The 26,782-nt window shown below is 67.9% G+C and carries 17 protein-coding genes; 8 read left to right on the plus strand and 9 right to left on the minus strand.

Annotated features, from left to right (window positions below):
* Positions 1 to 123: 123 nt before the first annotated feature.
* On the plus strand, positions 124 to 450 hold the full coding sequence (locus QWU11_RS40650) for a chaplin (protein ID WP_354670943.1): 327 nt from the start codon (positions 124 to 126) through the stop codon (positions 448 to 450).
* Positions 451 to 726: 276 nt separating this feature from the next.
* Positions 727 to 1,413, plus strand: coding sequence for a class I SAM-dependent methyltransferase (locus QWU11_RS40655; RefSeq protein ID WP_290119902.1), 687 nt, complete (start codon positions 727 to 729; stop codon positions 1,411 to 1,413).
* Positions 1,414 to 1,522: 109 nt separating this feature from the next.
* On the opposite strand, the gene QWU11_RS40660 is transcribed toward QWU11_RS40655, so the two are convergent.
* Complete coding sequence (locus tag QWU11_RS40660) at positions 1,523 to 2,908, minus strand: polysaccharide biosynthesis tyrosine autokinase (protein ID WP_290119950.1); 1,386 nt, start codon at positions 2,906 to 2,908, stop codon at positions 1,523 to 1,525.
* Between the two features lie 23 nt (positions 2,909 to 2,931).
* The gene (locus QWU11_RS40665; RefSeq protein ID WP_290119903.1) at positions 2,932 to 3,867 is read right to left on the minus strand and encodes an MraY family glycosyltransferase; all 936 of its coding nucleotides are present in this window, start codon (positions 3,865 to 3,867) and stop codon (positions 2,932 to 2,934) included.
* Positions 3,868 to 4,253: 386 nt separating this feature from the next.
* Between QWU11_RS40665 and QWU11_RS40670 the strand changes: the two genes are divergently transcribed.
* From QWU11_RS40670 to QWU11_RS40690, 5 genes are all read left to right on the plus strand, one after another.
* A complete protein-coding gene (locus QWU11_RS40670) occupies positions 4,254 to 5,189 on the plus strand; it encodes a hypothetical protein (RefSeq protein ID WP_290119904.1) in 936 nt (311 codons plus the stop codon).
* A gap of 149 nt (positions 5,190 to 5,338) precedes the next feature.
* A complete protein-coding gene (locus QWU11_RS40675; RefSeq protein WP_290119905.1) occupies positions 5,339 to 6,226 on the plus strand; it encodes an FkbM family methyltransferase in 888 nt (295 codons plus the stop codon).
* Positions 6,227 to 6,263: 37 nt separating this feature from the next.
* The gene (locus QWU11_RS40680; protein WP_290119906.1) at positions 6,264 to 7,451 is read left to right on the plus strand and encodes a glycosyltransferase; all 1,188 of its coding nucleotides are present in this window, start codon (positions 6,264 to 6,266) and stop codon (positions 7,449 to 7,451) included.
* Positions 7,439 to 9,361, plus strand: coding sequence for an asparagine synthase (glutamine-hydrolyzing) (gene asnB, locus QWU11_RS40685; RefSeq protein ID WP_290119907.1), 1,923 nt, complete (start codon positions 7,439 to 7,441; stop codon positions 9,359 to 9,361). The genes QWU11_RS40680 and asnB overlap by 13 nt, the downstream gene beginning before the upstream one ends.
* Positions 9,362 to 9,377: 16 nt before the next feature.
* Positions 9,378 to 10,739 carry an oligosaccharide flippase family protein gene (locus QWU11_RS40690; protein WP_290119908.1) on the plus strand — a complete coding sequence of 454 codons (1,362 nt, stop codon included), beginning with the start codon at positions 9,378 to 9,380 and terminating at the stop codon, positions 10,737 to 10,739.
* Between the two features lie 57 nt (positions 10,740 to 10,796).
* Here the strand turns inward: QWU11_RS40690 and QWU11_RS40695 are convergent, their stop codons facing one another.
* From QWU11_RS40695 to QWU11_RS40705, 3 genes are read right to left on the minus strand one after another with little or no spacing between them, the layout of a single operon-like run.
* Positions 10,797 to 11,726: a glycosyltransferase gene (locus tag QWU11_RS40695; protein ID WP_290119909.1), complete on the minus strand. Its 930-nt coding sequence runs from the start codon at positions 11,724 to 11,726 to the stop codon at positions 10,797 to 10,799.
* A gap of 28 nt (positions 11,727 to 11,754) precedes the next feature.
* A complete protein-coding gene (locus tag QWU11_RS40700) occupies positions 11,755 to 12,600 on the minus strand; it encodes a class I SAM-dependent methyltransferase (RefSeq protein ID WP_290119910.1) in 846 nt (281 codons plus the stop codon).
* Entirely contained in the window at positions 12,536 to 13,927 is a 1,392-nt protein-coding gene (locus QWU11_RS40705) for an O-antigen ligase family protein (RefSeq protein ID WP_290119911.1), read from the minus strand. The genes QWU11_RS40700 and QWU11_RS40705 overlap by 65 nt, the downstream gene beginning before the upstream one ends.
* A gap of 184 nt (positions 13,928 to 14,111) precedes the next feature.
* Here QWU11_RS40705 and QWU11_RS40710 point away from each other — a divergent pair, with 184 nt between their 5' ends.
* A complete protein-coding gene (locus QWU11_RS40710) occupies positions 14,112 to 15,122 on the plus strand; it encodes a GDP-mannose 4,6-dehydratase (RefSeq protein WP_290119912.1) in 1,011 nt (336 codons plus the stop codon).
* A gap of 45 nt (positions 15,123 to 15,167) precedes the next feature.
* On the opposite strand, the gene QWU11_RS40715 is transcribed toward QWU11_RS40710, so the two are convergent.
* The 4 genes from QWU11_RS40715 to QWU11_RS40730 form a co-directional block, all read right to left on the minus strand.
* Positions 15,168 to 15,791, minus strand: coding sequence for a hypothetical protein (locus QWU11_RS40715; protein ID WP_290119913.1), 624 nt, complete (start codon positions 15,789 to 15,791; stop codon positions 15,168 to 15,170).
* 109 nt (positions 15,792 to 15,900) lie between these two features.
* Positions 15,901 to 16,443 carry a hypothetical protein gene (locus QWU11_RS40720; protein WP_290119914.1) on the minus strand — a complete coding sequence of 181 codons (543 nt, stop codon included), beginning with the start codon at positions 16,441 to 16,443 and terminating at the stop codon, positions 15,901 to 15,903.
* Between the two features lie 45 nt (positions 16,444 to 16,488).
* A complete protein-coding gene (locus QWU11_RS40725; RefSeq protein ID WP_290119915.1) occupies positions 16,489 to 25,659 on the minus strand; it encodes a fibronectin type III domain-containing protein in 9,171 nt (3,056 codons plus the stop codon).
* On the minus strand, positions 25,586 to 26,539 hold the full coding sequence (locus QWU11_RS40730; RefSeq protein WP_290119916.1) for a hypothetical protein: 954 nt from the start codon (positions 26,537 to 26,539) through the stop codon (positions 25,586 to 25,588). Before QWU11_RS40730 ends, QWU11_RS40725 begins: the two co-directional genes overlap by 74 nt.
* Positions 26,540 to 26,782 lie beyond the last annotated feature (243 nt).

A 26,782-nucleotide genomic window follows, 5' to 3' on the forward strand; every position in this document is an offset into this window, starting at 1 on the left:
TTGCGACTCTTCCCCGAATATTGAAGCCACACACGCCGTCACCCTGTAAGCGGTCAAGAAAGACTAGCTCGGATAATAATTTCGCCATGTTACGCGAGTCCGGCTGGCGAAAACGACGAGCGCGTGAATTACTACCTTGCGAACGACTGCTTTTCTAGCAGTTTCGAGTTCGTGATGTACGGGAGGATGCACGTGATCAAAAAGTTCGCTGCGGCCAGCGTAGTGGCGGCCGCCGCCTCTGGCGCCCTGCTGCTCGGTTCGCCCGCGTACGCCGACAATGACACCAGTGGCGTGGGTGGGCTGCTCTCCGGAAACCAGGCGGTAATTCCGATCTCCATCCCCATCAACGTCTGCGGCAACTCTCTCGCGGTCCTTGGCCTGGCCGGTGCAGGCTGCAGGGGCGGCGCCTCGGTCGGGGGCCACGGTCACCACCGCTACCCGATTTTCTGACAACGGCCGATGGCCCCAGGCCACCGGCTCTCCGAGGACCCCCGTACGGTTTCGCGTGCGGGGGTCCTCCGTCTTTTCCGCATTCATCCCCGCTCATCTCCCCGGCACCATGACCCCGTAGCAGCGCTTCCTGCCACTGAGCGTCATTTTTGTCGTGGCTATTCCGTAACTTTAAGATCGGCGGCTGATTCGCCGGTCGTCAGCATGTCAGAATTCAGGCAGCTTCACATCCCATCGCGACCACTTTGCAGCAATGACACAGAAAGGGGCATCAATATGGCCAAGACGACACGCGACCGGCTCACCTATCTGCGTCGGCGGGCCCTTGCCCGCTGGCTTTACCGCAGACCGCTTTCCCAGCTGAGCCCCGAACGCCTTTATCTGTGGTCGCAGGCGCTCATCGAAACCGCGGACGTGCCCGGAGCCGTCGTCGAGATCGGCTGCGCGTCGGGCGGAACCTCGGCCCACTGCGACCGGTTGCTGCGCAACATCGGAGTGTCCAAGCCCTACGTCGCGATCGACACCTTCGACGGGTTCGTGCCGGAGCAGTTCGATCACGACGCCGAGCGTGGCACGCCCGAGGCGGTCCGCCACGGGTTCGCCGCGTCGTCGCAGATCCTGGTCCGTCAGATCCTCAAACAGCTCGGCGCCCCCGACGTCGAGCTGGTCCAGGCCGACATCGTCACCATGGCACCGCAGTCCCTGCCGTCGCCGATCTCGGCGGTGCTGGTCGATGTCGACCTGTCCCAGCCGGTGTACGCCGCGCTACGGAAGGTGTGGCCGCTCATGGCACCGGGCGGGATGGTGCTCGTCGACGACTGCGACCTTCGCACCGGCTTCCGGGCCCGCGACGGTTTCCAGCGGTTCTGCGCCGAGTTCGCGCTCGCGGAGGACTACACGTACGGCATGGGCGTGCTCCGCCGGGAACCGGCGCAGACCTCCACCGCCCACGCGTCCGCCTGAGTCGCCCTCGGCACGGGCACCGGACCGGGGACCCGCGGAGGAGGTCGCCGGCCCGAGCGGCCTGGCGCGTACCGGTCAGGGACCGGCCGCGTACGCGCCGACGCGCCCGTCACGACCCTTCGCCCATGGCCGTGACCCTCCGGCGTGCGGCCGTCGGGCTCGGTACGCCGGCCGTAAGAGACGCGCGGCCTGCGGGCTGGACGAAGTTGAGAACGGCTCCCAGGAGACACGCGTTGACCGCCGCGAGCCGCTCGGCGGCCTGGACGACGTGGTCTTCGCGCGTTCGGCCGTACCGCGTCACGAGTATCGCCCCGGCGCAGTTGGAGGCGAGGATCGTGGCATCGCAGACACCCAGTAGCGGTGGGGCGTTGAAGATCACGATGTCGGCCTCACCCTCGAGCACGCGCAGGGTCGCCCGGAACGTCCGCGAGGCGAGAAGCTCGCTGGGATTGGGCGGGATCGGCCCGCTCGGCAGAACGGACAGCGAACCCGATCCCCAGGAACGCAGAACGTCCTTGACGGCCATCTCCTCCGACAGGACGTTCGTCAGCCCCGTCGCCTCCCCGATCCCGAGGTAGTCGCCGACACGCGGCCGGCGCAGGTCGGCGTCGACGAGGATGACGCGTACACCCGACTCGGCCAGCGCGATCGCGAGGTTGCAGGTGATGGTCGTCGTGCCCTCCTCCGCGACCGGGCCGGCGATGGTCACCGAACGCGGCAGGCCGCCGGCACCGCCGTACTGCAGTGCGGTCCGCAACGACCGGAAGGCCTCGGCGTGGACCGATCCGCCGTCGTCGCGCATGGTGAGGGGCCGTTTCGCGGCTCTGCGGTCGAGGTCGATCGCGGCCAGCGTCGGGCTCGCGGTCAGGTCGGCGAGAACTCGGGCCGATCGCACCGAGGTGTCGGTGCGATCCCGGAGCACGGCGCCGATCGCACCGACGATCAACCCGATGAGAAGGCCGACACCGAGGTTGCGGACCGGCCGCGGGCTCACCGGCGCCGTCGGCAGAATCGCGCCGTCGGCGACCGTGATCTTCACGGCGGGATGTGCGGACGGCCTGGACCGTTCGAGCCCGTCGACGTAACGCGAGAACTCCGCCCCCAGGGTGTCGGCGACCTGGACCGCGTGGGCCGCCGACGGATCGGTGACCACCGCCCGCAGCAGAACGGTGTCCGGAACCGCCTGGGCGGTGATCCGCTCCTGGAGTTCCTCCGCGGTGGCGCCGTCGCCCAGGCGCCGTGCCAAGCCGGCCGTGACCCCTTGGCTTCGCATCAGCGCCGCGTAGGACTTGGCGCGTTGCTGGGACAGAAGGACCGCCTGGTAGGCGGTGCTCACGTCACCGCTCTGCTCGGGCGCGGAGACGATCAGGGTGATCGAGGCGGCGTACTGCGGCGTCATGCGCGTCGTCACCAGGGCGGCCGAGATGAGTGCGAACAGGACCGATGCGATCAGGATCATCCATCGGCGCCGGAGTACGCGCAGGTAGGAGAACATGTCCACGGTTGATGCGCCGCCTTTCACAGAGGTACTCGTGTCGGATCGGGGAGCGTCTCGTCATGCGGGGTGTAGACGGGCACCTTCTGCAGCAGCCACACGAACAGCGCTCCTGCTCCCGCCGTGCAGGCCAAGGGGATGAGGGCGGGCACCCAGCCGCAGATGACCGGGACCGCGGCCAGGCAGGTGAGCGCTGCGGTCGCCGACAGCACGGCCGCGACCTGCCACGTGCTGAGGCCGAGCCGACGCAGCCGGTGCGAGACGTGGTCGGTTCCACCGAGCATCAGCGGCCGGTTCGCGCGATGCCGCGCCACGAGCACGACGCAGGTGTCGACCGTGGCGACGAACGTCACCATCAGCGGTGCGGCGACGATCGTTTCGTCACGGGAGCCCGCGCACACGAGGAGCGCGGACGCCGCGATCACGAATCCGATGAAGAGCGAGCCGGCGTCGCCCATGAAGATGCGTGCCGGTGTCCAGTTGTGCGGGAGGAAACCGGCGCAACCGCAGGCGAGCGCCAGGAGCAGCAAGCAGACGCCCCGCTGTCCGACCATGAACGCGGGGATCGCCAGGACCGCCCCGGTCGCCGAGGCCACGCCGGCGGCCGCGCCGTCCATGTTGTCGAGCAGGTTGAAGGAGTTGGTGATGACGACGATCCACAGCAACGGCAGGAGGTAGTCGAGCGGGTTCCCGAACAGGTGGATGCGACCGCCCATGCTCACGACCGCGGCCGCCGCGAGTCCCTCGACGATCAGGCGGCTCGATGGGGTGAGCGGTCTCAGGTCGTCGGCGAAGCCGAGGAGCGCGACGGCGAGCGACGCGACGATGAGCGTCAGCAGACGGCCGTCACCGCTCACCACCAGGGCCGACGGAAGCAGCACGCCGATGACGATGGTGACCCCGCCGAGGTACGGCGTCGGGTTCTTGTGGCTCTTACGCGCGCTCGGACGGTCGGTCAACGCGCACCGAATGGCAATCCGACGGATGAATTCGGTCAATCCGCCAACGAGCGCGAAAGCGGTTATTCCCACCCACGCCATTACTATCCCGCCCAACCTATAACCGAAGCCAAGCCTCCCGCGGCTTTCTTACCGCACGAGCATAAACGGAAACACGATCTTCCACATAACCCATGTCACCTGTGCCGGAGCAGCCCTCCGGCAGCGTTTCCAGGTGGAATACAAATTGCCCTAAGCAGTGAAAAGAAGTCGCAAACAAAGGTCAAGGTTTGCGGATGTCCACGCAGAGAGGCGGCGTGCTAGCCTGCGCAAATGTTTCTCTGTATCTTGACCGAGCGCTACAAGCTTAGTTGATACATCTTATCCGCTTTTGTGAAAGGAGCCCGATGGGTTCAGTCATCAGGGTGGCCGGCAGCGTCGCCGCCGCCGTACTGCTCCAGACCGGGATGGCGGCCGCGCCGTCCGCCGCGCTGGCCACACCGGTCACATTCGTGCCATGCAACACGCCGGCCCTCATCGCGGCCGTCAACGCGGCCAACACGGCCGGGTCGGGCGTGCTCCGGCTGGCCTCGTTCTGCGACTATGCCCTCACCAGCGCCGCAGGGAGCGGCCGGGGCCCGGACGGCCTGCCCGTCATCCACGGCAATATCGTCCTCGAAGGGGGGCGGAACACTCAGATCACCCGGTCGCCGACAGTCCGGAAATTCCGCATCATCGAGGTGGCCGCCGGCGCCGTGCTGGGCGTCCGGAACCTCGCCATTTCCGGCGGCAACGCCGATGGCACGATACGGGGCAACGACACCGGTGGCGGCATTCTCAATTCTCGGGGAAATGTGGCGCTCATTGATGCCTGGGTCACGGGCAACACCGCGGACAGCGGGGCCGGTGTCTCCAATGACAGCGGCCGTGTTCTCGTCACCCACAGCAACATTCGCGGTAACACCACGCGAAGCAACGGCGGAGGCGGAGGCGGCTTCTACAACGACGGCTCCCTCCTGATTGCAAAAAGCCATATTACGGACAACAATGCGAATACGAACGGCGGTGGTATTTACAACGGGCAGGGCGGCAGGACCGAGCTGTTCCGAAGCCTCGTCGACCACAACACCGCGGGCAGGAACGGCGGTGGAGTTTACAACGCCACCGACGGCAGGTTGGTGGTCATCCGCACTCTGATCAAGCGCAACACGGCCACCGTCGCCGGCGGCGGTATCAGCAATCAGGGAATTCCCGACCGGGTGGCGCTCATCGCGAGTCTTGTCGCGGGGAACTCCCCCGACAACTGCGATCCGGTGAACACCATCGTCGACTGCACCGGCTGAGCCGCGAGATCGATCCACGCCCCGTTTCCGTGCACGGACGACGTACGGCCGGTGGGGGTGACGGCGACCGTTTCCGTCCCCCCATCGGCGGCTCGGCGGCACTTGGCGACGGCGGCACGTCGCCGAGCGACTCATGGAAGGGAAAACGCATGGAAGGCACCGCGACCTGGCGCGGGCGCGCCAAGACGACGCGCGACCGCGTGCTCTGGCGTACGCCCGGCCTGCAGACGCTGGTGCGCGGGGCAGCCCGCCGCCGTTGCGTCCCCCGGGCGTTCTGGCGACGCCTGCATCCGTCAGGCCTGTGGGTCCTGCACGCGCCGGACGGCACGCCGTTCGCCTACGACTCCGCCTACCCGCACGACGGGCTCGCGCGCCACATCGTGTGGACCGACATGCGGGACTGGGAGGCCACGACTCAGCCGGTTCTGTTCGACCTCGCCCGGCAGGCGGAGGTGTTCGTCGACGTCGGCGCCTACTCCGGCATCTACACCGTGCTCGCCTGCGTCGCCAACCCGAGGCTTCGCGCCGTCGCCGTCGAGCCCAACCCCTCCAAGCTGCCGCAACTGCGCTCGAACGTGACCGCCAACGGGATCACGGACCGGGTCACCATCATCGGCAAGGCGCTGTCGGCGCGGGCCGGAACCGCGAGGCTCGCGATTCCGGGTGACGACTCGACGGCCTCGCTGCGCGGTCGCCGGGCCGGCGACCGGGCCGTGGACGTCGACGTCACGACGGGTGACGTGGTCCTGGACGGTCTCCGTGTGGGTCTCGTCAAGATCGACGTTGAGGGCTTCGAAAGCGACGTCGTGAAGGGCATGGCCCGGGTGCTCCGCACCCACCATCCGAAGATCATCGCCGAGTGTCTCGACCCGGAGGCGCTGGACGAGCTGCGTGACTCGACGCGGGAGCTCGGGTACCGGCACGTCTACCATCTCGGCTCCGACGGCCCGGTGACGGCCGCGGACCGGCCGTTCAGCCCCGCCAACTACCTATTCACGATCGAACCGATGACGAACCGGATGCTGCGGCATGGCTGATTTTCATTTTCGAAGCGACCGCGACGTGCGAGCCCGGGTGTCCGAGCGCGCTTCGACATCCGGTGCGCTGCGCGACGTCGATCCCTCGTCCTCGCCTCCCGCTGTCCCGCTGTCCCGCGTCTGCCTGCTGATCGGGCAGCTCGGCCTCGGCGGCACCGAGAAGCAGGTCGTACTCCTGGCTCAGGGCCTCCAGGCCCGCGGCATCGAGACCAGTGTGTGCCTGCTGTTCGAGGGCGGCCCGCGCGAGCAGGCCCTGAGGGCCGCCGGCGTGCCCGTCGTTCACCTGGGTTTCCCCTCCAGCACCACCCTGCTGAGGAAACTGCCGGGCAACATCGCGGCCTTCGCCCGTCTGGTGCGTCACCTGCGGCGGCAACGACCCGACGTCCTGCACGCGTTTCTCTACCACAGCTACGTGACGGCGGCGCCCGCCGCGCGCCTGGCCCGGGTCAAGGTGCTGGTCGCCGGACGCCGCAGCCTCGGTGACTTCAAGAAGGGCCGCCGGGTGCTACTGGCGGTCGAACGCGTCGCGACGAGCCTCACCGACCATGTGGTGGCCAACGCCGAGTCCGTGGCCGAGGACACGATCCACAATGAGGGAGTACGGCTCGACAAGATCACGACCGTGTACAACGGCCTTCCGGACTCCGCGTTCGATTCAGTGGCTCCAGTGAGGCTCCCCGCGGAGTCACCGGTCATCCTCTGCGTCGCCAACCTCAAGGTCTACAAGGGCCACCGTTTCCTTCTCGACGCCGTCGCGCGGCTCCACGACCGAAAGCTCAGGTGCACGCTCATCCTGGTCGGGGAGGGTCCGGAACGCCACGCACTGGAGGAGCAGGCGGCACGGCTCAAGATCGACGTACGTTTCCTGGGAACCCGCACCGACGTCGAAGCGCTGCTGGCGGGGGCCGACGTCGTGGCCCTCCCCTCTCTCCACGAAGGCATGAGCAACGCCGTCATGGAGGCGATGGCGACCGGGCTCCCGGTCGTCGCCACCGAGGTCGGCGGTACCGGCGAGCTCCTGCGCGGTCGCGGAGTCCTGGTCCCGCCGTCCGACGCCGAAGCGCTTGCCGACGGGCTCGAGCGGGTACTCGCCGATCCGGTACTGGCGGCACGCCTCGGAACCGCGGCGCGTACGTGGAGCCGCGAGCACCTCCACGTCGACACGATGGTCGACAGACACGTGGCCCTCTATCAGGAGCTGTTGGAGCGCAGATGTGCGGAATAGCGGGAATCGTCTCGGCGAGCGCTCCCGACGCCGAGCTCGTCCGCCGGATGTGCGACGCGATGGTCCATCGCGGCCCCGACGGCGCGGGCTTTCACGACGACGAGCACGCCGCGCTCGGCATGCGCCGGCTCGCGATCATCGACGTGGCCGGCGGCGACCAGCCCGTCTACAACGAGGACCGGACGATAGCGGCCGTCTTCAACGGCGAACTGTATGACTTCGCCAGGCTGCGGGACATGCTGCGGCGACGCGGGCACCGTCTCACCACCGAAGGGGACACCGAGTGCCTCGTGCACCTCTATGAGGAGTACGGCGACGACCTCGTCCACCAGCTTCGCGGCATGTTCGCGTTCGCCATCTGGGACGTCAAGAGGCGGCGGCTGCTGCTCGGCCGTGACCGTGTGGGAAAGAAGCCCCTGTACTGGCGGACCGACGGCACCTCCCTGACCTTCGGCTCGGAGCTGAAGTCCCTCGTGCAGGACCCCTCCATGCCCCGCGAGGTCGACCCGGTCGCGCTGCACCACTACCTGACCTACCAGTATGTTCCGGCTCCCTGGTCGATCTACCAGGGTGTGCGCAAGCTCGAACCAGGCCACCTGCTCGTCTGGCAGGACGGCGTCCAGGAGACTCGCCGCTACTGGCGCCTGGACTTCACTCCCCGCCGGGTGAGCAGCGAGGAGGACGAGGCCGAACGGCTCCGCGAGCTTCTCGAGGAGGCCACGCGGATCCGGATGGTCAGCGAACGGCCGCTGGGCGCGTTCCTGTCCGGCGGGATCGACTCCTCCGCGGTCGTGGCGGCTATGGCGCGCCAGAGCGGCGAGCGGGTGAAGACGTTCAGCATCGGCTTCGACGAGCACCGCTTCGATGAGCGCCGCTACGCCCGCCTGCTCGCCGGGATGTACGACACCGACCACTACGAGATGGTGATCACCCCGTCGGCCCTGGACGTGCTGCCCACGCTGGCCTGGCACTTCGACGAGCCGTTCGCCGACTCCTCGGCGATCCCGAGCTTCTACGTGGCGCGGATGAGCCGCGAGCGCGTCACCGTCGCGCTCAACGGAGACGGCGGCGACGAGTGCTTCGGCGGGTACCGCCGCTATCTGGCGATGGCGCGGACGCAGCGCCTCATCGCGCCCAGGCGAATGCGCCCCCTGCTCATCGGGGCCGGAGGGTTCCTCGCCGCGCGCGGCGAACCGGGATCGACTCTCCACAAGGCGGGCCGCGTGCTGGAGCTGATCGGGCATCCCGGCCCACGCCGGTACGCACGGCTCATGTCCTACTTCACCCCTGAACAGAAGCACGCGCTCTACACCGACGCGATGCGCGAACGACTCGCCGGGCTGGACAGTTACGCTCTGATGGACGAGGCCTTCGCGGCGTCGCAGGCGGACACCGACGTCGGCCGTTTCATCGACATCGACGTCAACACCTATCTGCCCGGTGACCTACTGGTGAAGATGGACATCGCGACGATGGCCAACTCGCTGGAGGCCCGCTCACCGTTCCTGGACCACCACCTCATGGAATGGGCCGCCGGGCTCCCCACCGACCTGAAGATCAGGTCGGGCACGACCAAGTACCTGCTGAAGAAGGCCGTGGCCGGCTGGCTGCCGCCCGAACTCATCAACCGCCAGAAGATGGGATTCGGGATCCCCCTCGCGACGTGGCTACGGACGGAGCTCCGCGAACTGTCCTGGGACGTGCTCACCGACAAGACCGCCCGCTCGCGCGGTTTCTTCCGGCCGGAGGCCGTATCCCGGCTGCTGGTCGAGCACGGCGAGGGCCGCGAACACGGCAGCCGGATCTGGGCGCTCATCCAGTTCGAACTGTGGCACCGGATGTTCCTCGACGGCGCACGCCCGCCGGCACCGGACCACGATGTGGCCGGTGAGTACCGGCTGTCTCCATGACGCCTGACGGGGCGAGGTGAGCGTCTCCGCGCGGCAGGCGTCACACACGATGCTGACGTGCGCGGCGAAGTTCGCGCTGGGGGCCCTCTCGACGGTCGTCGTCACCCGGGAGCTCGGGCCGGAGCGACGCGGCGCCTACATCGTGCTGGTGACCATCGCGACGGTCGCCCTGATCCTGGCTCACCTGTCGATCGAGTCGGCGCACACGTCGCTGTGGTCCCGGGAGGCCGATCGCCGGGCCGTCGCGGCGAACGCCCTCCTGCTCGGCCTTGGCATGGGAGGGGCGTGCGCCGCCGGCACCGCCTTGGCCGCGGCGCTGGACCCCTCGGTCCTGCCCGTTCCCGGGTACGGCCTCCTGCTGGTCGCGCTGCTGTCGATCCCCTGCAACCTGTCCGGCACCCTCCTCAACAACGTGCTGGTCCTGAGCGGCCGCATCGGCGTGGTCAACTGGGGAGGGCTCCTCGCCGTCGGCGTCTACTGCGGAACACTGGTTCTGCTGACCATGGCCGGGATGCTGACCCTCGGCTGGGTCATCGTCATGTGGACGCTGTCGGCGGCGGTGCCGGCGGCCGTCGCGATGACCGCGGTGAGGCCCAGGCTCCGCGACCGGGACACGGTTCTGGCGCGCCGGGCACTCGCCATGGGCCTGCGATACCACCCCGGCTGTGTCTCGCTCTACCTCCTGCTGCGGGTCGACGTCCTCATCCTCAACGCCCTCGCGTCGAGAACCGCGGTCGGCCTCTACTCCGTGGCCGTCATGCTGATGGACCTGACCCGTACGGCGGCGGACTCCATCGCGCAGGTGACCCTGCACCAGCAGATGGGCGGTGACCACGACTCCGCGACCGCGCTGACGGTACGGACCACGCGGTTGGCCACGCTGCTCGCCGTCGGCTCGGTCGGACTGATGTGCGCGGCGGCGCCCTTCCTGATCCCGATCGTCTACGGTCCGGCGTTCGCCGGAAGCGTCTCCCCGCTGCTCGCCCTCGCGCCGGGTCTGGTCGCGCTCAGCGCGACGCGAACGCTCGGCAGCTTCCTGCTGCGCCTCCACCGGCCGCTCGTGGCGTCCGGCCTGGCCTTCGGCGCACTGGTGGCGAACGTGGCGCTGAACCTGCTCCTGATCCCGGTGTGGGGCATCGTCGGCTGCGCGGTCGTCTCGAGCGCCGGCTACTGCGCGCTGGCCGCTCTGCAGACGGTGTGGTTCGTCCGCGTCACCGGAGTGCCGTACCGGCGGCTCGTGCCCGGACCGGCCGAGCTGCGCTATCTGGCCGTGGTCTCGGCGCGGCTGGTCGGCGCGGTCGCCACCTCGTCGCGGCGTACGCCGGCGCGGCAGCAGGACGGCGTGCGCACAGGACGGACCGGAGGACCGCCGGACTGACCGGCCCGGCCCACTGCGACGACCGATCCGCGCCACGTCCGATCCGTCATCGCCGTCTCACGATCCGGGCCGTACGGACCCGCCCTCGTGCCGGTCACGGCGGTCCCACAGCGACAGCAGGGTGCTCACAGGCAGCGTGGACGCCCAGAGGAGACGCGCCGGACCGGGCAGCTCCGCCCCCTGGCGGTGCAACGGGATCCGCTCGACCATACTGAGCCGGCCGTACTGCACCGCCGCACGAATGAACAACGCCGGCGAATGGCGGAACCACGGCATGTCCTCCTTGAGCACGGCCGCGTGGTAATCGCGCAGCGCGGCGCAGATCTCGCCCAACGGCCGCCGCGTCAGGCGGTCGTGCCCAGAGGTGTTGACGAGCACCAGCGGATCGTCGACGTAGCGGGTGAGGTACCGGCGCCCGATCTGCCGCCAGACGAGGCCCTCCAACACGAACGAGCGGTCGTCCGGCTCGGGGAACGGGTGCGCGCGAAGGACGTCGGTGCGCAACAGGCCGGACCGGTCACCGCGGGCCCGGTGGACATAGACGGCGTCGTGCCAGGTGCAGTCGACCGGCCGGTGGCGGGGAAAGCTGTCGCCGATCCGCCGGCCCGTCTCGTCGACGCACCGGCCCACCACCCCGAAGAAGGCGCTCTGCCGCCCGGCCGGGATCTCCCGCCAGCGGTCGAGCAGCCGGCCCAGCCCGCCGGGCAACAGCGCGTCGTCGGAGTCGATGAGGAGGGCCATGCTCCCCCGTGCCATGGGGATGCCGCGGTTGAGCGCGACGTGCTTTCCGCGGTTCGGCTGCCGGAGGAGCCGGACGGGGAACGGTGCGGACTCGGCCATGGCGACCACCAGCTCCGCGGTGTCGTCGGTGGAGCCGTCATCGACGACCACCCACTCCACGTCCGCGTCCTGCGCCACGATGCTCGCGAAGAGCGCCGGCAAGGTGGCCGCGCGGTTGTAGGTGGCGGTGATCACAGAGACGAGCATCGCCGGCCCTCCTCTTCCATGCGCACGATCACGCCGGCCGGTCGGACGCCGGGCGCTGGAAGACGTACTCGTTGCAGCCGAGGCCGCCGCCGCAGGTCTTCAGGTAGCACAGCTCGAACCCGCGCTCACGCAGGAACGCGAAGACCGCCTCCGGCTTGGCGACCTCGAACGGATAGCCGCCCACCCAGTCGATGAGGTCGTGCCGGGCCGACATCCCTCGCGCCCGCGGCGCGCGGGCCGGGGACGGCGCGGGACGAACGGCCGGCCCCAGGAGTCTCTTCGCCAGGCGCCGCCGGGACAGGTAGGCGGCGCTGCCGAGGACGAGGGCACGCCGCGCCACCGGACCGGACCTGTTGTACCGCCGTTTGACGGCCCGCCACACCCGGCTCTCGAACCCCTGGTCGTTGTAGATCGAGATGTAGAGACGGCCTCCCGGAGCCACGAGATCGGGAAGGAGGTCCATCGCCCGCCACATGTCGCCGGTGTGGTGCAGCACGCCCCAGGAGTAGACGACGTCGAACCGCCCGAGCGTCGCGACGAAGTCCTCGTCGAGGATGGAACCCCGCTCCACACTCCAGGCACCGTCCGGGGCGAAACGGTCGCGCATGGCGCTCGCCGCCGCCACGGAGTCCGCGTCGAAGTCGAAGGCCCGGACCCGGGCGCCGAGGCGGCACGCGGCGAGTGAGAACAGCCCGCTGCCGCACCCCACGTCGAGGAACGTCCGTTCCGAAAGGTCGCTCACATCCAAGGCACGGGTGAGCGACTCGGTCGCCACGGCGATCCTCGGCTCGTCGACGGTCTCGGTGAAGTCACACCAGTTCCGGCCGAACGCGAAGCGTTCGCCCGCCCTGATCTCGGTCTGGCTGTCGATCATGTTTCCTGCTCTCCTCGCGACGGTCCGATGCGGTCGGATGGTGGCCGGGGGGAGAGGCCAGCAGGCAGCCCAGCGACAGCCAGAACGGCATGCTGACCACGAGATTCGCCAGTTGGTTGGCGAAGAACAGGCCGACGGCGTAGCCGACGACTACCGCCCGCAGTACGGCGAGGTCACCAGGCGGACGGCCTCGCACACCCAGCCACAACAGGGCCAGAAAGACGACGAGGGTCAAGACCCCGGACTCCGCCGCGAGCCGGAGGTAGTCGTCGTGCGTGGCGATGTAGAGGCCGAGGACAGGTGACTTCGCGGCGTGGGCCGGGAACATGCCGTACCCGATGCCACGGAGCGGATGCGCGATGGCGACGTCCGCCGCGAACCGTGCGGCATGCTCGCGTGCGGAGGTGTTGGAGCTCAGCTGCGCGGAGGGACGCGGGCCGGACACGAAATGCTCGGCCGTGCCGAAGATCCCGGGGAGAACGGCGCCGGCCGCCGCCATGACGGCGAGGACCACTGCCTTGCTCGCAAGAGAACGGCCTTGCAGGAGGACGACGGCGATCCCCGCGACGGATGCGAGGAAGGCACCCCGTGACTGCGTGGCGACGATCCCCGCGCCGCAGACCGCGGCGGGCACGAGCCAGCCCGCGCGATGGGTCCGGCGGGTCAGGCCTACGGCCGCGACGAGCGGCAGCACGAGCATCGCCCCGAGGTAGTTGGGGTTGAGGCCGAGGCCGTCGAGCCGGCCGTCGGCGTGGTCACCGACCGCCAGGACGTACGCGCCCGTGAGGCTGCCGGCGACCGCCGTGACGCGCGCGATGCCACCGGGTGAGGGAGGAAACGCGGTGACCGCGGAGAGCAGAACGAGACCGGCGAGCATCCCGGTGATGTCGTAGATCGAGCTCGAGGCCGACCGCTCGGCCGGGAAGAAGAAGCTGACGAGCAACAGGGCGGCCAGGACGGCGATCCATCGGTGCGGACCGCCGTACGCTCGCGGAGCGGTCACGCCCACCGGCGTCACCGTCGATCGCCCCGACAGGGCCACCGCCGCCGCCACCGCCACGGCGGCGACGCCGCCCAGCGCTGGGACGGGGCCTCCGGTCTGCACCGCGCCGAGCAGGCCGACCGGGACCAGGAACAGCGACCCGTTGCCGGGGCCGGAGACGGCCAGGAGGCCCAGGACCATGGCACCGACGGCCAGTGCGCTCAGCTGGGGCCTGCTCAGCATCACGAAGGTGACGAGCAGTGCGGCCGGCGGCGTGAGCAGCGGTGTCCGCGCCGCGGCGTATGCGGCGTACGCGGTGACCTGACGCCGGACCGCGGCCGTCACGCCGTCACCTTCCGTCGCCTACCTCCGCAGAACGCCTCATCTTTGATCATCCGCCCGGAGATTCCTTCGCTCATAGCTTGCGGATGACCAACCTTTTGATCACCACGCCCAAATCTCATGTGATCATACAAGCACTGAGAGTGACCACCCTGAAGCGGTCGTATTAGTTTCTGAAAGGCGTGTCATGGGCGGTAGTACCCAGGTGAGGTATCTGGTGACGGGCGGGGCCGGCTTCATCGGCTCCTATCTCGTCCATGCCCTGCTGGACCGCGGCGACGCGGTCGTGGCACTGGACAACCTCACGACCGGACGGCTGACCAACCTGGACGAGGCCGGCCGGTCACCGGATTTCCGGTTCGTCCAGGGCTCCGTGCTCGACGAGCTGATGGTCGACGAGCTGGTACACCAGTGCGACGTAGTGATCCACATGGCGGCCGCGGTCGGGGTCCGGCTGGTGATGGAACAGCCCCTGAAATCGCTGACCACGAACATCCGCGGCTCGCAGGTCGTGATCGACGCGGCGCATCGATACCGCCGGAAGATCCTCATGACCAGCACCTCGGAGATCTACGGCAAGAACTCCCTGGGCCCGCTGCACGAGACGGCCGACCGGATCCTGGGCAGTCCCACAGTCGTGCGCTGGGCCTACAGCACCGCCAAGGCCGTCGACGAGATCTTGGCGAACTGCTTCCACCGCGAACGCGACCTGCCCACGATCGTGGTACGTCTGTTCAACACCGTCGGCGCGCGGCAGAGCCCGGCGTACGGCATGGTCATCCCGCGGTTGGTCCAGCAGGCACTGCGCGACGAGCCGCTGACGGTCTTCGGGGACGGCCAGCAGAGCCGCTGTTTCGCGCATGTGCTCGACGTCGTCGACGCGTTGCTACGGCTGCTGGACGAGGACGGCGCCATCGGGGGGACGTTCAACGTCGGCTCGTCGGAGGAGATCAGCATCGGCCGGCTCGCCGAGATGGTCATCGCACGCACCGCGAGCAAGTCCAAGATCAAGCTGGTTCCCTACGACGAGGCGTACGGGCCGGGCTTTGAGGACATGCAACGCCGCGTCCCCGAGACCACGAAGCTGCGCGAGCTGACCGGCTGGGCGCCGAAGTACTCCCTCCCTGACATCCTCACCGACGCCATCGCCGAGGCCCGGCTGGAGGAAACGCCCCATCCCAACCTGGTCTCTCCATGAGAGCAGGGCTTGTCGTGCCTCCACCGGCGGGTACGGACGCGGCCGTCACAGGACGCTTCGCGTCTTACGCCGTCGGCGGAGGAGCAGAACCGCGCCGGCCACGAGCGAGACGACGGCGCCTGCGATCGTGCTCCAGAGAACCCAGCCGGATACGGGGCCGGAGCTCTCGGAGCCATCAGTCGCGGCGTCCCGCAGTACGTCCAGGTGGCTGGCACAGACGATCGGCCGCTTGTCCGTCTTGGCCGAGGCGCAGACGACGGCCGCCAACCGCTGCGTCCGCTGTGCGAGCCGTCCCACCTCCACGGTCACACTGAACCGGTCCGTGCGTCCGGTCGCCAGCGCCCTGTTCCAGGTGATCCGGTCGCCGGAGAGCTCGCCTTTCGGAGCCGAAGTGATCAGTTTGAGGCCGGGCACGAGGGTCTGCGTCAGCAGCAGGTCGGGCGTCTTCGTGGTCCCGGTGTTGGTGACCTTCGTGACATAGGTCAGCCGGTCCCCCGTACGCACGCTGGTGTGCCCGTTGTCGATGCCGATGCGCAGCGCCGGTGGCCCCTTGGGTTTCGCGCCGGCCGCCGTCGCGGGCCCGTACGGCGCCGCCGCGAACGCGACGGCCAGCACCGCACGGTGGAACCGACGGTGCCGGCCGGTCACGTGAATTCGCCGAAAATCCATAAATCCATACCCTTGGCAGAGGAACAGAGTCTGTGCACAGAGTAGAGTCGGCGGAATTTTCTGCCGACTCTACTCACGGCATGCGGCGTCCTCTTTAATAAAATTGACGCTACAGAGTCGTCGCGACGTAGTTGAGTGTGCCGGTATAGGTGTCCGGACGCACGAATGGGATGGTGATGCGGTAATCATTCGTGATGGTGTCTCCATCGGGCGCGGACGCCGAAGCCTTGGTGGCGACGACGAGCGGAGTGGGATAGGTCAGGTGGGCGTACGCGCCACCCTGGGCAGGACCGTTGACCTCGAGGTCGTTGGCCGGGATGACGTCGGGGTTCCCCGGAATGGCCCCGATCAGGTTGGCCGCGGCCGGGACGACGGAGACGTTGTAGCCCGCGAAATTGTTGGTCGTGACGGTCATCGTCACCGGAGTGGCGCCGGTGGTAGGCGTGCTGCCCGGCACACCCGTGAGGGTGAACGCGGGAGTGAGGTCCGTCAGCGTGATGGCTCCGGTGACTTCGACATGGACGGTGGTGCTCCCCGAGTCGGTGTCGGCAAGAGCCGGCACGGTGTGGTAACCGACCGTCGAAATGGCGGTGGCGACGCCGACGAACGCCAGACCGGCGCTCGCCACGCGCGACTTGCGGGTAGATGCCATATTTCTTATCCCCTTAGAAGAGTGTCCTTCTTCTTCAATCAACCGCTATTGAGCGGTGGCTATGTAGTCGAGGGTCCCGGAGTATCGGCCGGTGGGGACGAAGGGGATGTCGGCCTGATAGTCGTTGCTGAGCGGGTCACCGTTCAGCGCCGAACGTGTGTTCTGGGTGTGGGTCGTGACGGGGGTGGTCGCCGAAAGAGGATGGAAGACGCTGGTGCCGGTCTCGCGCACCCGCACATCGGTGACCGGGATGCCGGCGCCGGTCTCGGGTGAGGTCAGGGTGGGCGTGGCTGCCTGGACGGTGAGGTTGTAGCCGTTGGGGTCGTTGGTGACGACGGTCATGGTGACGGCGCTGTTTTGGGTGGGGGTGGTGTTGGGGGTGCCGGTGAGGGTGAAGGCACTGGTGAGGTTGGACAGGGTGATGGTTTGTGCGGTGACGGCGATGGTGGTGGTGCAGGCGGGGTCGGTGCCGCCGGTGGGGCAGGTGCTGCCGGTCGTGGGTGAGACGGCGGTGTTGGTGAGGGTGTGGTCGCCGGTTCCGGGGTTGGTGGTGGTGACCGTGTAGGTGATGGTCGCGGTGGCCGCGAGGGGCAGGTTCCCAATCCAGGTCAGGGTGGGCGCGGTGTAGCTGAGGGTTCCCGAGGTGGCGGAGGCGTTGTTGTTGTAGGTGGCGTCGTCGATGACACCGGCGAGAGAGTCGGTGAGAGTTGCCCCGGTGTAGGGGGTCTGACCGGTGTTGGCGATGGTGATCGTGTAGCGCACCGTCCCGCCCGCGACGACCTCGGCGGTGTCGGCCGTCTTGGTGATGGTCAGGGCCGGGACCACGACGACGACCTGAGCGGTGCAGGTGGGGTCGGTGCCGCCGGTGGGGCAGTTGTTGCCCAGTTCGGCTGAGGTGAGGGTGTTGACCATGAGTTTGTCGGCGGGGTCGGGGTTCTTGACGGTGATGGTGTAGGTGATGGTGGTGGTGTCGCCGGGGTCCAGGTTCCCGGTCCAGGTCAGGGTCGGGCTGGTGTAGGTGAGGGTGCCGGAGGTGGCGGTGGCGTCGTTGCCGTAGACCGAGTCGGGCAGTACTCCGGTGAGGGAGTCGGTGACGGTGGCGGCGGTGTAGGTGGTGGGTCCGGTGTTGGTGATGGTGATGGTGTAGGTGACGACGCCGCCGGGGGTGATGGTGGCGGTGTCGGCGGTCTTGGTGAGCGCGAGGGCCGGAATCTGGATCGTGACGGTCGTCGTGCACGCCGGATCACTGCCGCCGGCCGGGCAGTTGTTGCCCAGGGTGGTGGAGGTGATCGAGCTGGTCATGACCGGTCCGCCGGTGGGGGGGTTGTTGACCGTGACCGAGGCGGTCAGTGTCGCGGACGCACCGACGGCCAGGTCGCCGGTCCAGGTGACGGACCCGTCGAGGTTGAAGTTCAGGTTGCCGCTGGTGGTGGTGGCGTCGTTGTTGTAGGTCGCGTTGTCCAGCGCCCCGGCCAGGGCGAAGGTGAAGTTCGCGCCGGTGAACGGGGTCTGGCCGGTGTTGGTGACCACCACGGTGTAGCGGACGATCCCGGTCGGGACCGTGGTGGAGACGTCGGTGGCCGAGGTGATGCTCAGGACCGAGGCCCGCACGGTGGTGGCGCAGCGGGGGTCGGTGCCGCCGGTCGGGCAGTTGCTGCCGGCGCTGGCGGAGGTGAGGGTGTTGGTGAGGGTCTTGTTCCCGGTGCCGGGATTGGTGAGGGTGACCGAGTAGGTGATCGACGCGGACGCGCCGGGGTTGAGCGCACCGGTCCAGGTCAGGTTCGGACTGGTGTAGGAGGCGGTGCCGGTGGTGGCCGAGGCGTCGTTGTCATAGACGGCGTCATCGAGCACACCGGTCAACGAGTCGGTGAAGGCCGCGGCGGCGTAGGGGGTCTGGCCGGTGTTGGCGACCGTGACGGTGTAGTGCACGGTCGCGCCGGGTGTGGTGGTCGCGGTGTCGGCGCTCTTGGTGATGGTGAGGGCGGGGGTGAGGATCACGACGAGGGCGGTGCAGGCCGCGGTGTTGCCCGAGGGCGCGCAGGTACTGCCGGCCGCGGTGGAGGAGACGGTGTTGGACAGGAGTTTCCCGCCGGTGGCGGGGTTGGCGACGGTCACCGAATACGTGATGGTCACCGTCGCTCCCACCGCCACATCACCGGTCCACGTCAACGTCGGTGCGGTGTAGGAGACGGTTCCGGAGCTCGCGGCGCCGTCGTTGTTGTAAGCGGCCTCATCGATCACACCGCCCAGCGGGTCGACGACGGAGATCCCGGTGTAGGGGGTCTGGCCGGTGTTGTGGACGGTGATGGTGTAGCCGACCGTGCCGCCGGGGACGGCGGCGGGAGTGTTCGCGGTCTTGGTGATGGTCAACGCCGGGGTCAGCACTTCCACGGTGTTGGTGCAGGCCGGGTTGCTGCTCCCGGTCGGGCAGCTACTGCCCGGGGCGTCGGAGCTGGCCGTGGAGACGATGTGGTGGTTCCCGGTATCGGGGTTGTTGACCGTGACGGAGGAGGTCACCGTGACCGTCTGACCCGGCGCGATGGTCCCGGTCCACGTCAGCCCGGCCGGGCCGGCCACGAACGTCCCCGACGAAGCGGCATCATCACCGTTGGGGGTGGCGTCGTCCACCAGGTCCGGCCCGGAAAAGACGACATCGATCCCGTTGTAGGTGCTCTGGCCGGTGTTGGTGAACGTCCCGGTCAGATTCACCATCCCACCCGGGGTGGTCGTGGAGACATCAGAGGTATTGGTGATCGCCAACTCCGACACCGTCACCGTCGCGGTGCACCGCGGGTCGGTACCGGCCGCCGGGCAGTTCCCACCCGACGACGCCGAAGTCAACGTGTTGACCAGGCGGTCATTGCCGGTCTTCGTGGCGTGCACGGTGACGGTGTAGGTGACGGTGACCGATCCGGTGGCGGGCACGTTCCCGGTCCAGGTGATGTTCGGCGCCGCATACCCGGCGGTGCCGGAGGTCGCCGCCACGTCGTTGTTGTAGGTGGCATCGTCCAGCACCCCGGTCAGCGGATCGGTGAACGTCGCTCCCAGGAACGGCGTCGCCGCCGAGTTCGCGACCGTGACCGTGTAGGACACCACCCCACCCCGCACGGCCGACGGCGCCCCCGCCGTCTTGGTGAACGTCAACTGGCTGCTGACCACCACCGGCACCGACACCGCACACCGCGTATCGACCGACCCGACCGCACAGTTACTCCCCGTCGTGGCCGAGGTGACCGTGTTGGCCAGGACCTTATCGCCCAGCGAAGGGTTGTTCACCGTGACCGTGTAGGTGATCGTCGCGGACGCGCCGACGGCCAGATTCCCACTCCAGGACAGGTTCGGGCTCGTGAACGAGGCCGTGCCCGTGGAGGCGGTCGCGTCATTGCCATAGACCGCGTCGTCCAGCACCCCGGACAGGTCATCGGTGAACGCCGCACCCGTATAAGCGGTCTGCCCGGTGTTGGTGACCGTCACCGAATACGACACCGTGCTGCCCTCGACCGCGGTCGGCTGCCCCGCCGACTTCACGATCGTCAACTCCGGCGTCAACACCACCACGATCACCACACACGCCGGGCTACCACTCCCCACCGGGCATGTGCTGCCCACCTCACTCGAGGAGATCCTGTTCACCAGCGACTTACTTCCGTTATCGGGGTCGTTGACCGTCACGGAGTAGGTGATCGTCGTGGACGCGCCGACCGCCAGGTCCCCGGTCCACGTCAAATTCGGACTCGTATAAGAAACCGCACCGGACGTGGCGGCCGCGTCATTGCCGTACGCGGCATCGGTCAAAACTCCCGACAGATCATCGGTCGCGACCGCTCCCGTGTACGGGGTCTGCCCGGTGTTGTGGACCACGATCGTGTAGTTGACGACCCCGCCCGGTGCCTGCGTGGCCGTATCAGCGGATTTGGTGAACGACAACGCCGGCAACAGGACGTTCACCGTGGCGGTGCACTGCGGATCCGACCCGCCCGACGGGCAGTTGTTCCCCGCCGCCGACGACACCAGCGTCCCGGTGATGACCTTGTTCCCCGGATCAGGATTACGGACCGTCAACGTCCCGGTGATCGTCACCACCCCACCGACCGGAATGTTCCCCGTCCAGGTGATCCCCGACGAATTCAACAGCAACGTCCCCGACGACGCCACCTGGTCACCATTGGGGATCGCGTCATCGACCACACCCGCACTACTGGCGAACACACTGATCCCCACATACGGCGTCTGCCCCGTATTGGTGAACGTCGCGGTCAGGTGAATCACCGAACCCGGCGTCGTGGATGTCTCGGAGTAGCTTTGGGTCAACAGCAGCTGAGAGACCCGCACCGTGGCCGTACACCGCGCATCGGCACCACCGGACGGGCAGTTGTTCCCCACCGTGGACGAGACGGCGGTGTTGGTCAGCGTGCCGTCACCGGTATCGGGACTGTGCACCGTCACGGAATAGGTGATGGTCGCGGTGGCGCCGACCGCGAGGTTCCCGGTCCACGACAACGTCGGCGCGGCGTAGGAAACGGTCCCCGACGACGCCGAAGCATCGGCGTTGTACACCGCGTCGTCCAGCACACCGGACAACGCGTCGGTGAACGCCGCACCCGTATAAGCCGTCTGCCCGGTGTTGGCCACCGCGACCGTGTAAGTGACCGTCCCACCCGCCACCGCCGACGGAGCACCCGCGGTCTTGGTGATGGTCAGCTGCGGGACCAGCACCGTCACCCGCACCGAGCACGCGGAATCGGTGCCGTCAACGGGACAGTTGTTGCCCAGCGTGGAGGAGGTGATCGTGTTGACGATCTGCTTGTCGCCTGGATCGGGGTTCTTCACCGTCACCGTATAAGTGATCGTCGCGGTCGCGCCGACCGCCAGATCACCGGACCACGACAGGGTCGGCGCACTGTAGGAGACGGTGCCCGAAGACGCCGAAGCGTCGCTGTTGTAGTTCGCATCAGGCAACACACCCGACAACGAGTCGGTGAACGCCGCACCCACATACGCCGTCGGCCCGGTGTTGGCCGCCGTCAGCGTGTAAGTGATGACCCCGCCCGGGGTGATCGTCGCGACATCGGCGGTCTTGGTGAAACTCAACTGCGGGATCTGGATGGTCACCGTCGTGGAACACGCCGGATCCGACCCTCCGACCGGGCAGTTGCTACCCGGAGTGGTCGAGGTGATCGAGCTGGTCATCGTCGACCCACCCGTCGGCGGATTGTTCACCGTCACCGACGCCGTCAACGTCGCCGACGCCCCCACCGCCAGATCACCCGTCCACGTCACCGACCCATCAACATTGAAGTTCAAACTCCCCGACGTCGTCGTCGCATCGTTGTTGTACGTCGCGTTGTCCAACGCACCCGCCAACGCGAACGTGAAGTTCGCCCCCACATACGGCGTCTGACCCGTATTCGTCACCACCACCGTGTACCGCACCACCCCCGCCGGCACCGTCGTCGACACATCCGTCGAACTCGCAATCGACAACTGCGGAATCAACGCCGTCACCGTCACCGAACACCGCGGATCCACACCACCCGACGGACAGTTACTCCCCGCACTCGCCGACGACACCGCGTTCGACAGAGACTTGTCCCCGGTATCGGGGGATTTGACCGTCACCGAATACGTGATGACCGCCGACCCACCCGCCGACAAATTCCCACTCCAGGTGATATCCGGGCTCGAAAAACCCGCCGTACCCGACGTCGCGGAAACGTTGTTGCCATACGTGGCGTCATCGAGCACATTCGTCAACGGGTCGGTGAACACCGCACCCGAATAGGTCGCCTGACCACTGTTGGTGACCGTGACCGTGTAACGCACGACGTCACCGGGGGTGGCGGTGGCAACGTCGGCCTTTTTCACGATCGTCAACGACAGCAGGTTCACCGTCACCTGACACCGCGTGTCCACCGACCCCGAAGCACAGTTCGCGCCGAGCGTGGAAGAGGTGACCGTGTTCGACATCGCACCGTCACCGGATCCCAGCGGCTTGACCGTCACCGAATAAGTGATCGTCGCCGTCGCACCCGCCGCCAGACTCCCGCTCCAAGTGATGTTCGGACTCGAATAACCCGCCGTACCCGAGGTCGCGGAAACATTGTTGCCATAGGTGGCGTCATCGAGCACACCCGTCAACGGATCGGTGAAACTCACTCCGTTGAACGCGCTCGTCCCGGTGTTCTGGACGGTGATGGTGTAGTGGATCACCGACCCGGGCGCGGCGGCGGTTGTATCGGCGGTCTTGGTCATGACCACCGGCCCCACCCCGACCACCAGCGTCGCGGCCCGCGTATCGCTCTGGCCGTTCGCATCGACGATCCGCACGGTGAACGGATAGCTGCCCGCCGTCGTCGGTGTCCCCGACAACAAACCCGTCGAGGAGTTCAGGGTCAGGCCCGGCGGGAGGCTGCCCGCGCTGATCGACCACACGTATGGCGCCGTACCACCGGAGACGGTCAGCTGGTCGCTGTAGGGGACCCCGATCTGCCCTGACGGTGGCGGCGGGAACGTCAACGTCGGAGAGGCGACGATCACCACGGTGGCTGCCCGCGTGTCGCTCTGGTTACTCGCGTCCACGATCCTGACCGTGAACGGGTAACTCCCCGCCGTCGTCGGCGTACCCGACAGCAATCCGGTGGAGGCGTTCAGGATCAGGCCCGGCGGAAGGGAACCGGCGCTGACCGACCACACGAACGGCGCCGTACCACCCGAAACCGTCAACTGATCACTGTAAGCGATCCCGGCCTGCCCCGACGGCGGCGGCCCGAACGTCAACGTCGGTGAGGCGTTCGGCGTCACCGACCCCGAATGGGCCGAGGGTGGCCCGAGACCCGCGAGGTTCTGCGCGGTCACCGTGAACGTGTACGCCGTGCCCGGTGTCAGCCCCGTCGCGGTCTGCGTCGTGCCGGTCCCGGTGAACGTCTGTGGTGTCTGCGCCACCGCCCCGATGTAGGGCGTGATCACATATCCGGTGATCGGGCTGCTCCCGTTGGACGGGGCCGCCCACGTCAGCGTCGCCGAGGAGTCACCGGGGGTCGCCGCCGTGATGACCGGCTGGCCCGGCACCGTGTACGGGACGACCGCGTTGGACGGCGGGCTCGCCGCGCTGGTGCCCAGCGAGTTCGTCGCGGTGACGGTGAAGGTGTAAGACGCGCCGGCCGTGAGCCCGGTCAGCGTCCGTGTCGTCGTCGAGGCGTCATAGGACACCGGTGTCTGAGCGACTCCGTTACGGATCGGCGTCACGGTGTACCCCGTGATCGTGGACCCGTTGCTCGCCGGCGCCACCCACGACACCGTCGCACTCGTCACCCCCGCCGTCGCCGTCGGCGCCGCCGGCGCCGCAGGTTTGTCGGTATAGACGTACGCCGCGGCTCCCGCCACCCCCGTCGTCACCACGGTCACCGTCACCGCAGCCGCTGACGTCCGCCCCGGCATCGAGGAGATGCTCAGCGTCCCGTTTCCGTTCACGGTGAAACAGCCCGCGGCCGGTCCCGACGCGCACGGCAGCAGCACCACGGGCGTACCCGCCTGCTGTTCCGCCGTGGTACCGATCTCGATCGCGGTCGCCCCGGTGAGATTGCTCCCGCCGACCGTGACCGCGATGCCACCCGCGATGGTGCTGCTCGCCGGGGTCACGGTGATCCCCGACGGCGCGGCCGGGATCGTACCGGCGGTCGTCGTCGTCGCGATGCCGGGATTGCCATCGATCGAGGACACCGTCACCGTCGACCCCGTCTGGATCAACGTGGGCGTCACGCTACTGCCCGTCACGATGCCGACCATGTTGATTCTGGGCAGACTCGTCCCCGCGCCGAAGGGCGCGTTGCTGTTCGTACACGTGATCTTCTGCCCGACAGGCGCCGCACACACCCAGCCGGTACCGAACGCGCCCACCGGCACCACACCGGCCGGCACCGTCTCCGTCACCGAAACCGGAGACGTCTCGTTGGTCCCCGCGCCGACGCTCGGCGTCACTTGGTAATTCACCGGATCACCCGGCTGCGGCGACGAACCATTGAAACTCGTCTGCACGACGTTCAAATCCGGAACCGGGTTCAGGCTGACGACCTTGGCGTTGTCGATCTCGTGGAAGTCCGTCACCGACCCGGTCGACCCTGCCCAGCCGAACGCGAGCTGACGAGGAATGCCCGCGGCGGTCGTCCAGGTCGTCGAGGGATACAGCGCCGACGAGACCGTCGGCAACGTCCCTGTCAGCGTCCTCGGCGCCTGGCCCACAGGGGTGAACACGACCTTGTACGTACCGGCCGTCACCGTGATACCGGATGCCGTCACCAGGCTCGCGGCGGTCGGATTGATGACCACCTCCATCGGCACCTGGGAGTTCGCCCGCGTCGTCCCATGCAACGGAACGACCGGGGAGGTCGTGGTGGTGGCGGTGCTGTTGATGGCGCAGTACCCGGTGGTTCCTGCTCCCGGGCCACGGATGACCACCTGCCCCGCGACCTTCCCCCCGGTCGTGCTGATGTAGGGCGGATCGACGCAGCCGGTCCCCTCGTAGACGCTGTTGCTGAAGTTTCCGAAGACGTCCATTCCGACGCCGAGATAGGCGTTCGCCAGGCCGGGAAGGTTGCCTTGTTTGGAGGATGAGTAGCCGAGTCCTCCACCGGGCTGGCCGATGTTCGCCGGAGGCAGCGGGTTGGCCGGGTCCACCGCCGCCGCCACGAAGGCCAGCCCGTCGGCATTGTTACCTCCGTACTGGTAGGCGTTGAACGTCACGTCCAGCCCCTGCGACGTCGGCGCGCTCGTGGCGCCGAACAGGCCGCCCTCCTGAAACGTCGACGTGCTGGTCAGGCGTAGCGTCCCCAGACCCGCGGCATCGTTGTTGCCTGGGCAGCTGTGCAGACCGGATCCGGAGGGGTTGCCGGAGGCGGTCAGGCACACGGTGTTCGTACCGGACGTGCCGGCCGGCAGGGCCGGCAGGTTCACCGGGTACGCCGCATCCGGCGCGTTGTTCTTGAAGGGCTGGTCGAACAGCAGACTGCCGGCCGCGAAGGCCGGCTGGGGCGGCATGCCGGTGAGCGCGGCTCCGAGCATGCCGGCGAGCGCCACCCGCGCGGCCCGCCGGCGAACTGCGGATGTCCAGCGCAGGGTAACGAGCGGGCACCCGCCGAACAGCCGCCTAGTCACTGCGGCCATCGTCGTTCGCGGCCTGATCCGCGCTGAGCGCGGAGGCGGCGGCGAGCACCTTGGCACGGAAGCGGCGTCGTACGAACCAGCCCAGGAGCAGCAGGATCATCAGCACTCCGAACAGCGCCGCCGCCAGGTGCACCGGGAAGATGATGATCTGGACGGCCGCCGGGCTCGCCTTCGCGTTCGAGCCCGGCACCGACAGCGTCGCGTGGCACACGCACATCAGCGGCGGGTTCCAGCGGGCGGTGACCTCGCGGGTCGAGTCGCGCATCACGGTGAAGTCGGGAAACGACACCCTGCCTCCGCCGACCTCGACGTGCATCTTTCCCTTGCCGCGGAAGTCGCGGTGCACGGTGCCGCTGTCGTGGACCCGTGTACTGAGGTAGATGGGTCCGTGCGTGGCGAACCCAGGCGCCCTCAGCGGGGTGACCTCGACCGTCCTGTCGGCCGACCCGGGGACGGCCATGAACACCGGAGTGGCGATCCCGCGGTTGATCCTGATGTTCGCGGCGTTCCGGCCGGCCGGGACCTTGAATATCAGCGCGAGCTGGTGATCGCCAGGCTCCGCCCTGTCCGGCCGACTGATGTGGAATGTCACGTTCTGGCTTGTGCCCGGCTTTATCAGAAAATGCGTCGGAGTGATCCGAGCCCAGCCCGATGCCGCATACGGGGCATCGGGCTTGAAGTTGAGCGCGCCGTCCTCCATTGCCGTGAAGTCGGCTTTCTGCACGTTGACCATGAATGGCAGCCGACCGCCATTGGTGACCACGAACTTCTGGGTGGCCGTGGCGGCACCGGCCGGGATGACGAGCCGGGTCGGGGTCACCTGGAACGAGAAGCCCGGTGCGGGAGCGCCGCGCGCTACGGTGCCCGGGACCTGGCACAACAAGATGCATGTAATGCAGAAAAGGACGCCGACCTCACGTCGGAGCCGATCGGTCACGGCACACTTCATCGCGGCATCGCGCTGATACGGGACAGATCCCAGCATCTGGACCGCCCACCCTCGCATGATCACGGCGGGTATTTATCCGATCGATACAACGATCAAACCCAGTCGACGATCATGCAATTCAACGCACTTTTCTTATGCACACCGCAAGCCAATTGTGTCCGATTTTCGTCGTATCGACCGTCCCTGATAAAGGTGCCACCAGTCGCGAAGTGGGTAAAACGGAGTCAGCCC

The sequence above is a fragment of the Actinomadura sp. DC4 genome (assembly GCF_030406325.1).
Taxonomy (GTDB): Bacteria; Actinomycetota; Actinomycetes; order Streptosporangiales; family Streptosporangiaceae; genus Actinoallomurus.

Bases quoted from the DNA above. Each gene is read 5' to 3' on its own strand.
- QWU11_RS40715 (WP_290119913.1), bottom strand. From the start codon at position 15,791: ATGGATTTTCGGCGAATTCACGTGACCGGCCGGCACCGTCGGTTCCAC.
- QWU11_RS40710 (WP_290119912.1), top strand. From the start codon at position 14,112: ATGGGCGGTAGTACCCAGGTGAGGTATCTGGTGACGGGCGGGGCCGGC.
- QWU11_RS40660 (WP_290119950.1), bottom strand. From the start codon at position 2,908: ATGTTCTCCTACCTGCGCGTACTCCGGCGCCGATGGATGATCCTGATC.
- QWU11_RS40670 (WP_290119904.1), top strand. From the start codon at position 4,254: ATGGGTTCAGTCATCAGGGTGGCCGGCAGCGTCGCCGCCGCCGTACTG.
- QWU11_RS40675 (WP_290119905.1), top strand. From the start codon at position 5,339: ATGGAAGGCACCGCGACCTGGCGCGGGCGCGCCAAGACGACGCGCGAC.
- QWU11_RS40720 (WP_290119914.1), bottom strand. From the start codon at position 16,443: ATGGCATCTACCCGCAAGTCGCGCGTGGCGAGCGCCGGTCTGGCGTTC.
- QWU11_RS40655 (WP_290119902.1), top strand. From the start codon at position 727: ATGGCCAAGACGACACGCGACCGGCTCACCTATCTGCGTCGGCGGGCC.
- QWU11_RS40700 (WP_290119910.1), bottom strand. From the start codon at position 12,600: ATGATCGACAGCCAGACCGAGATCAGGGCGGGCGAACGCTTCGCGTTC.
- asnB (WP_290119907.1), top strand. From the start codon at position 7,439: ATGTGCGGAATAGCGGGAATCGTCTCGGCGAGCGCTCCCGACGCCGAG.
- QWU11_RS40695 (WP_290119909.1), bottom strand. From the start codon at position 11,726: ATGCTCGTCTCTGTGATCACCGCCACCTACAACCGCGCGGCCACCTTG.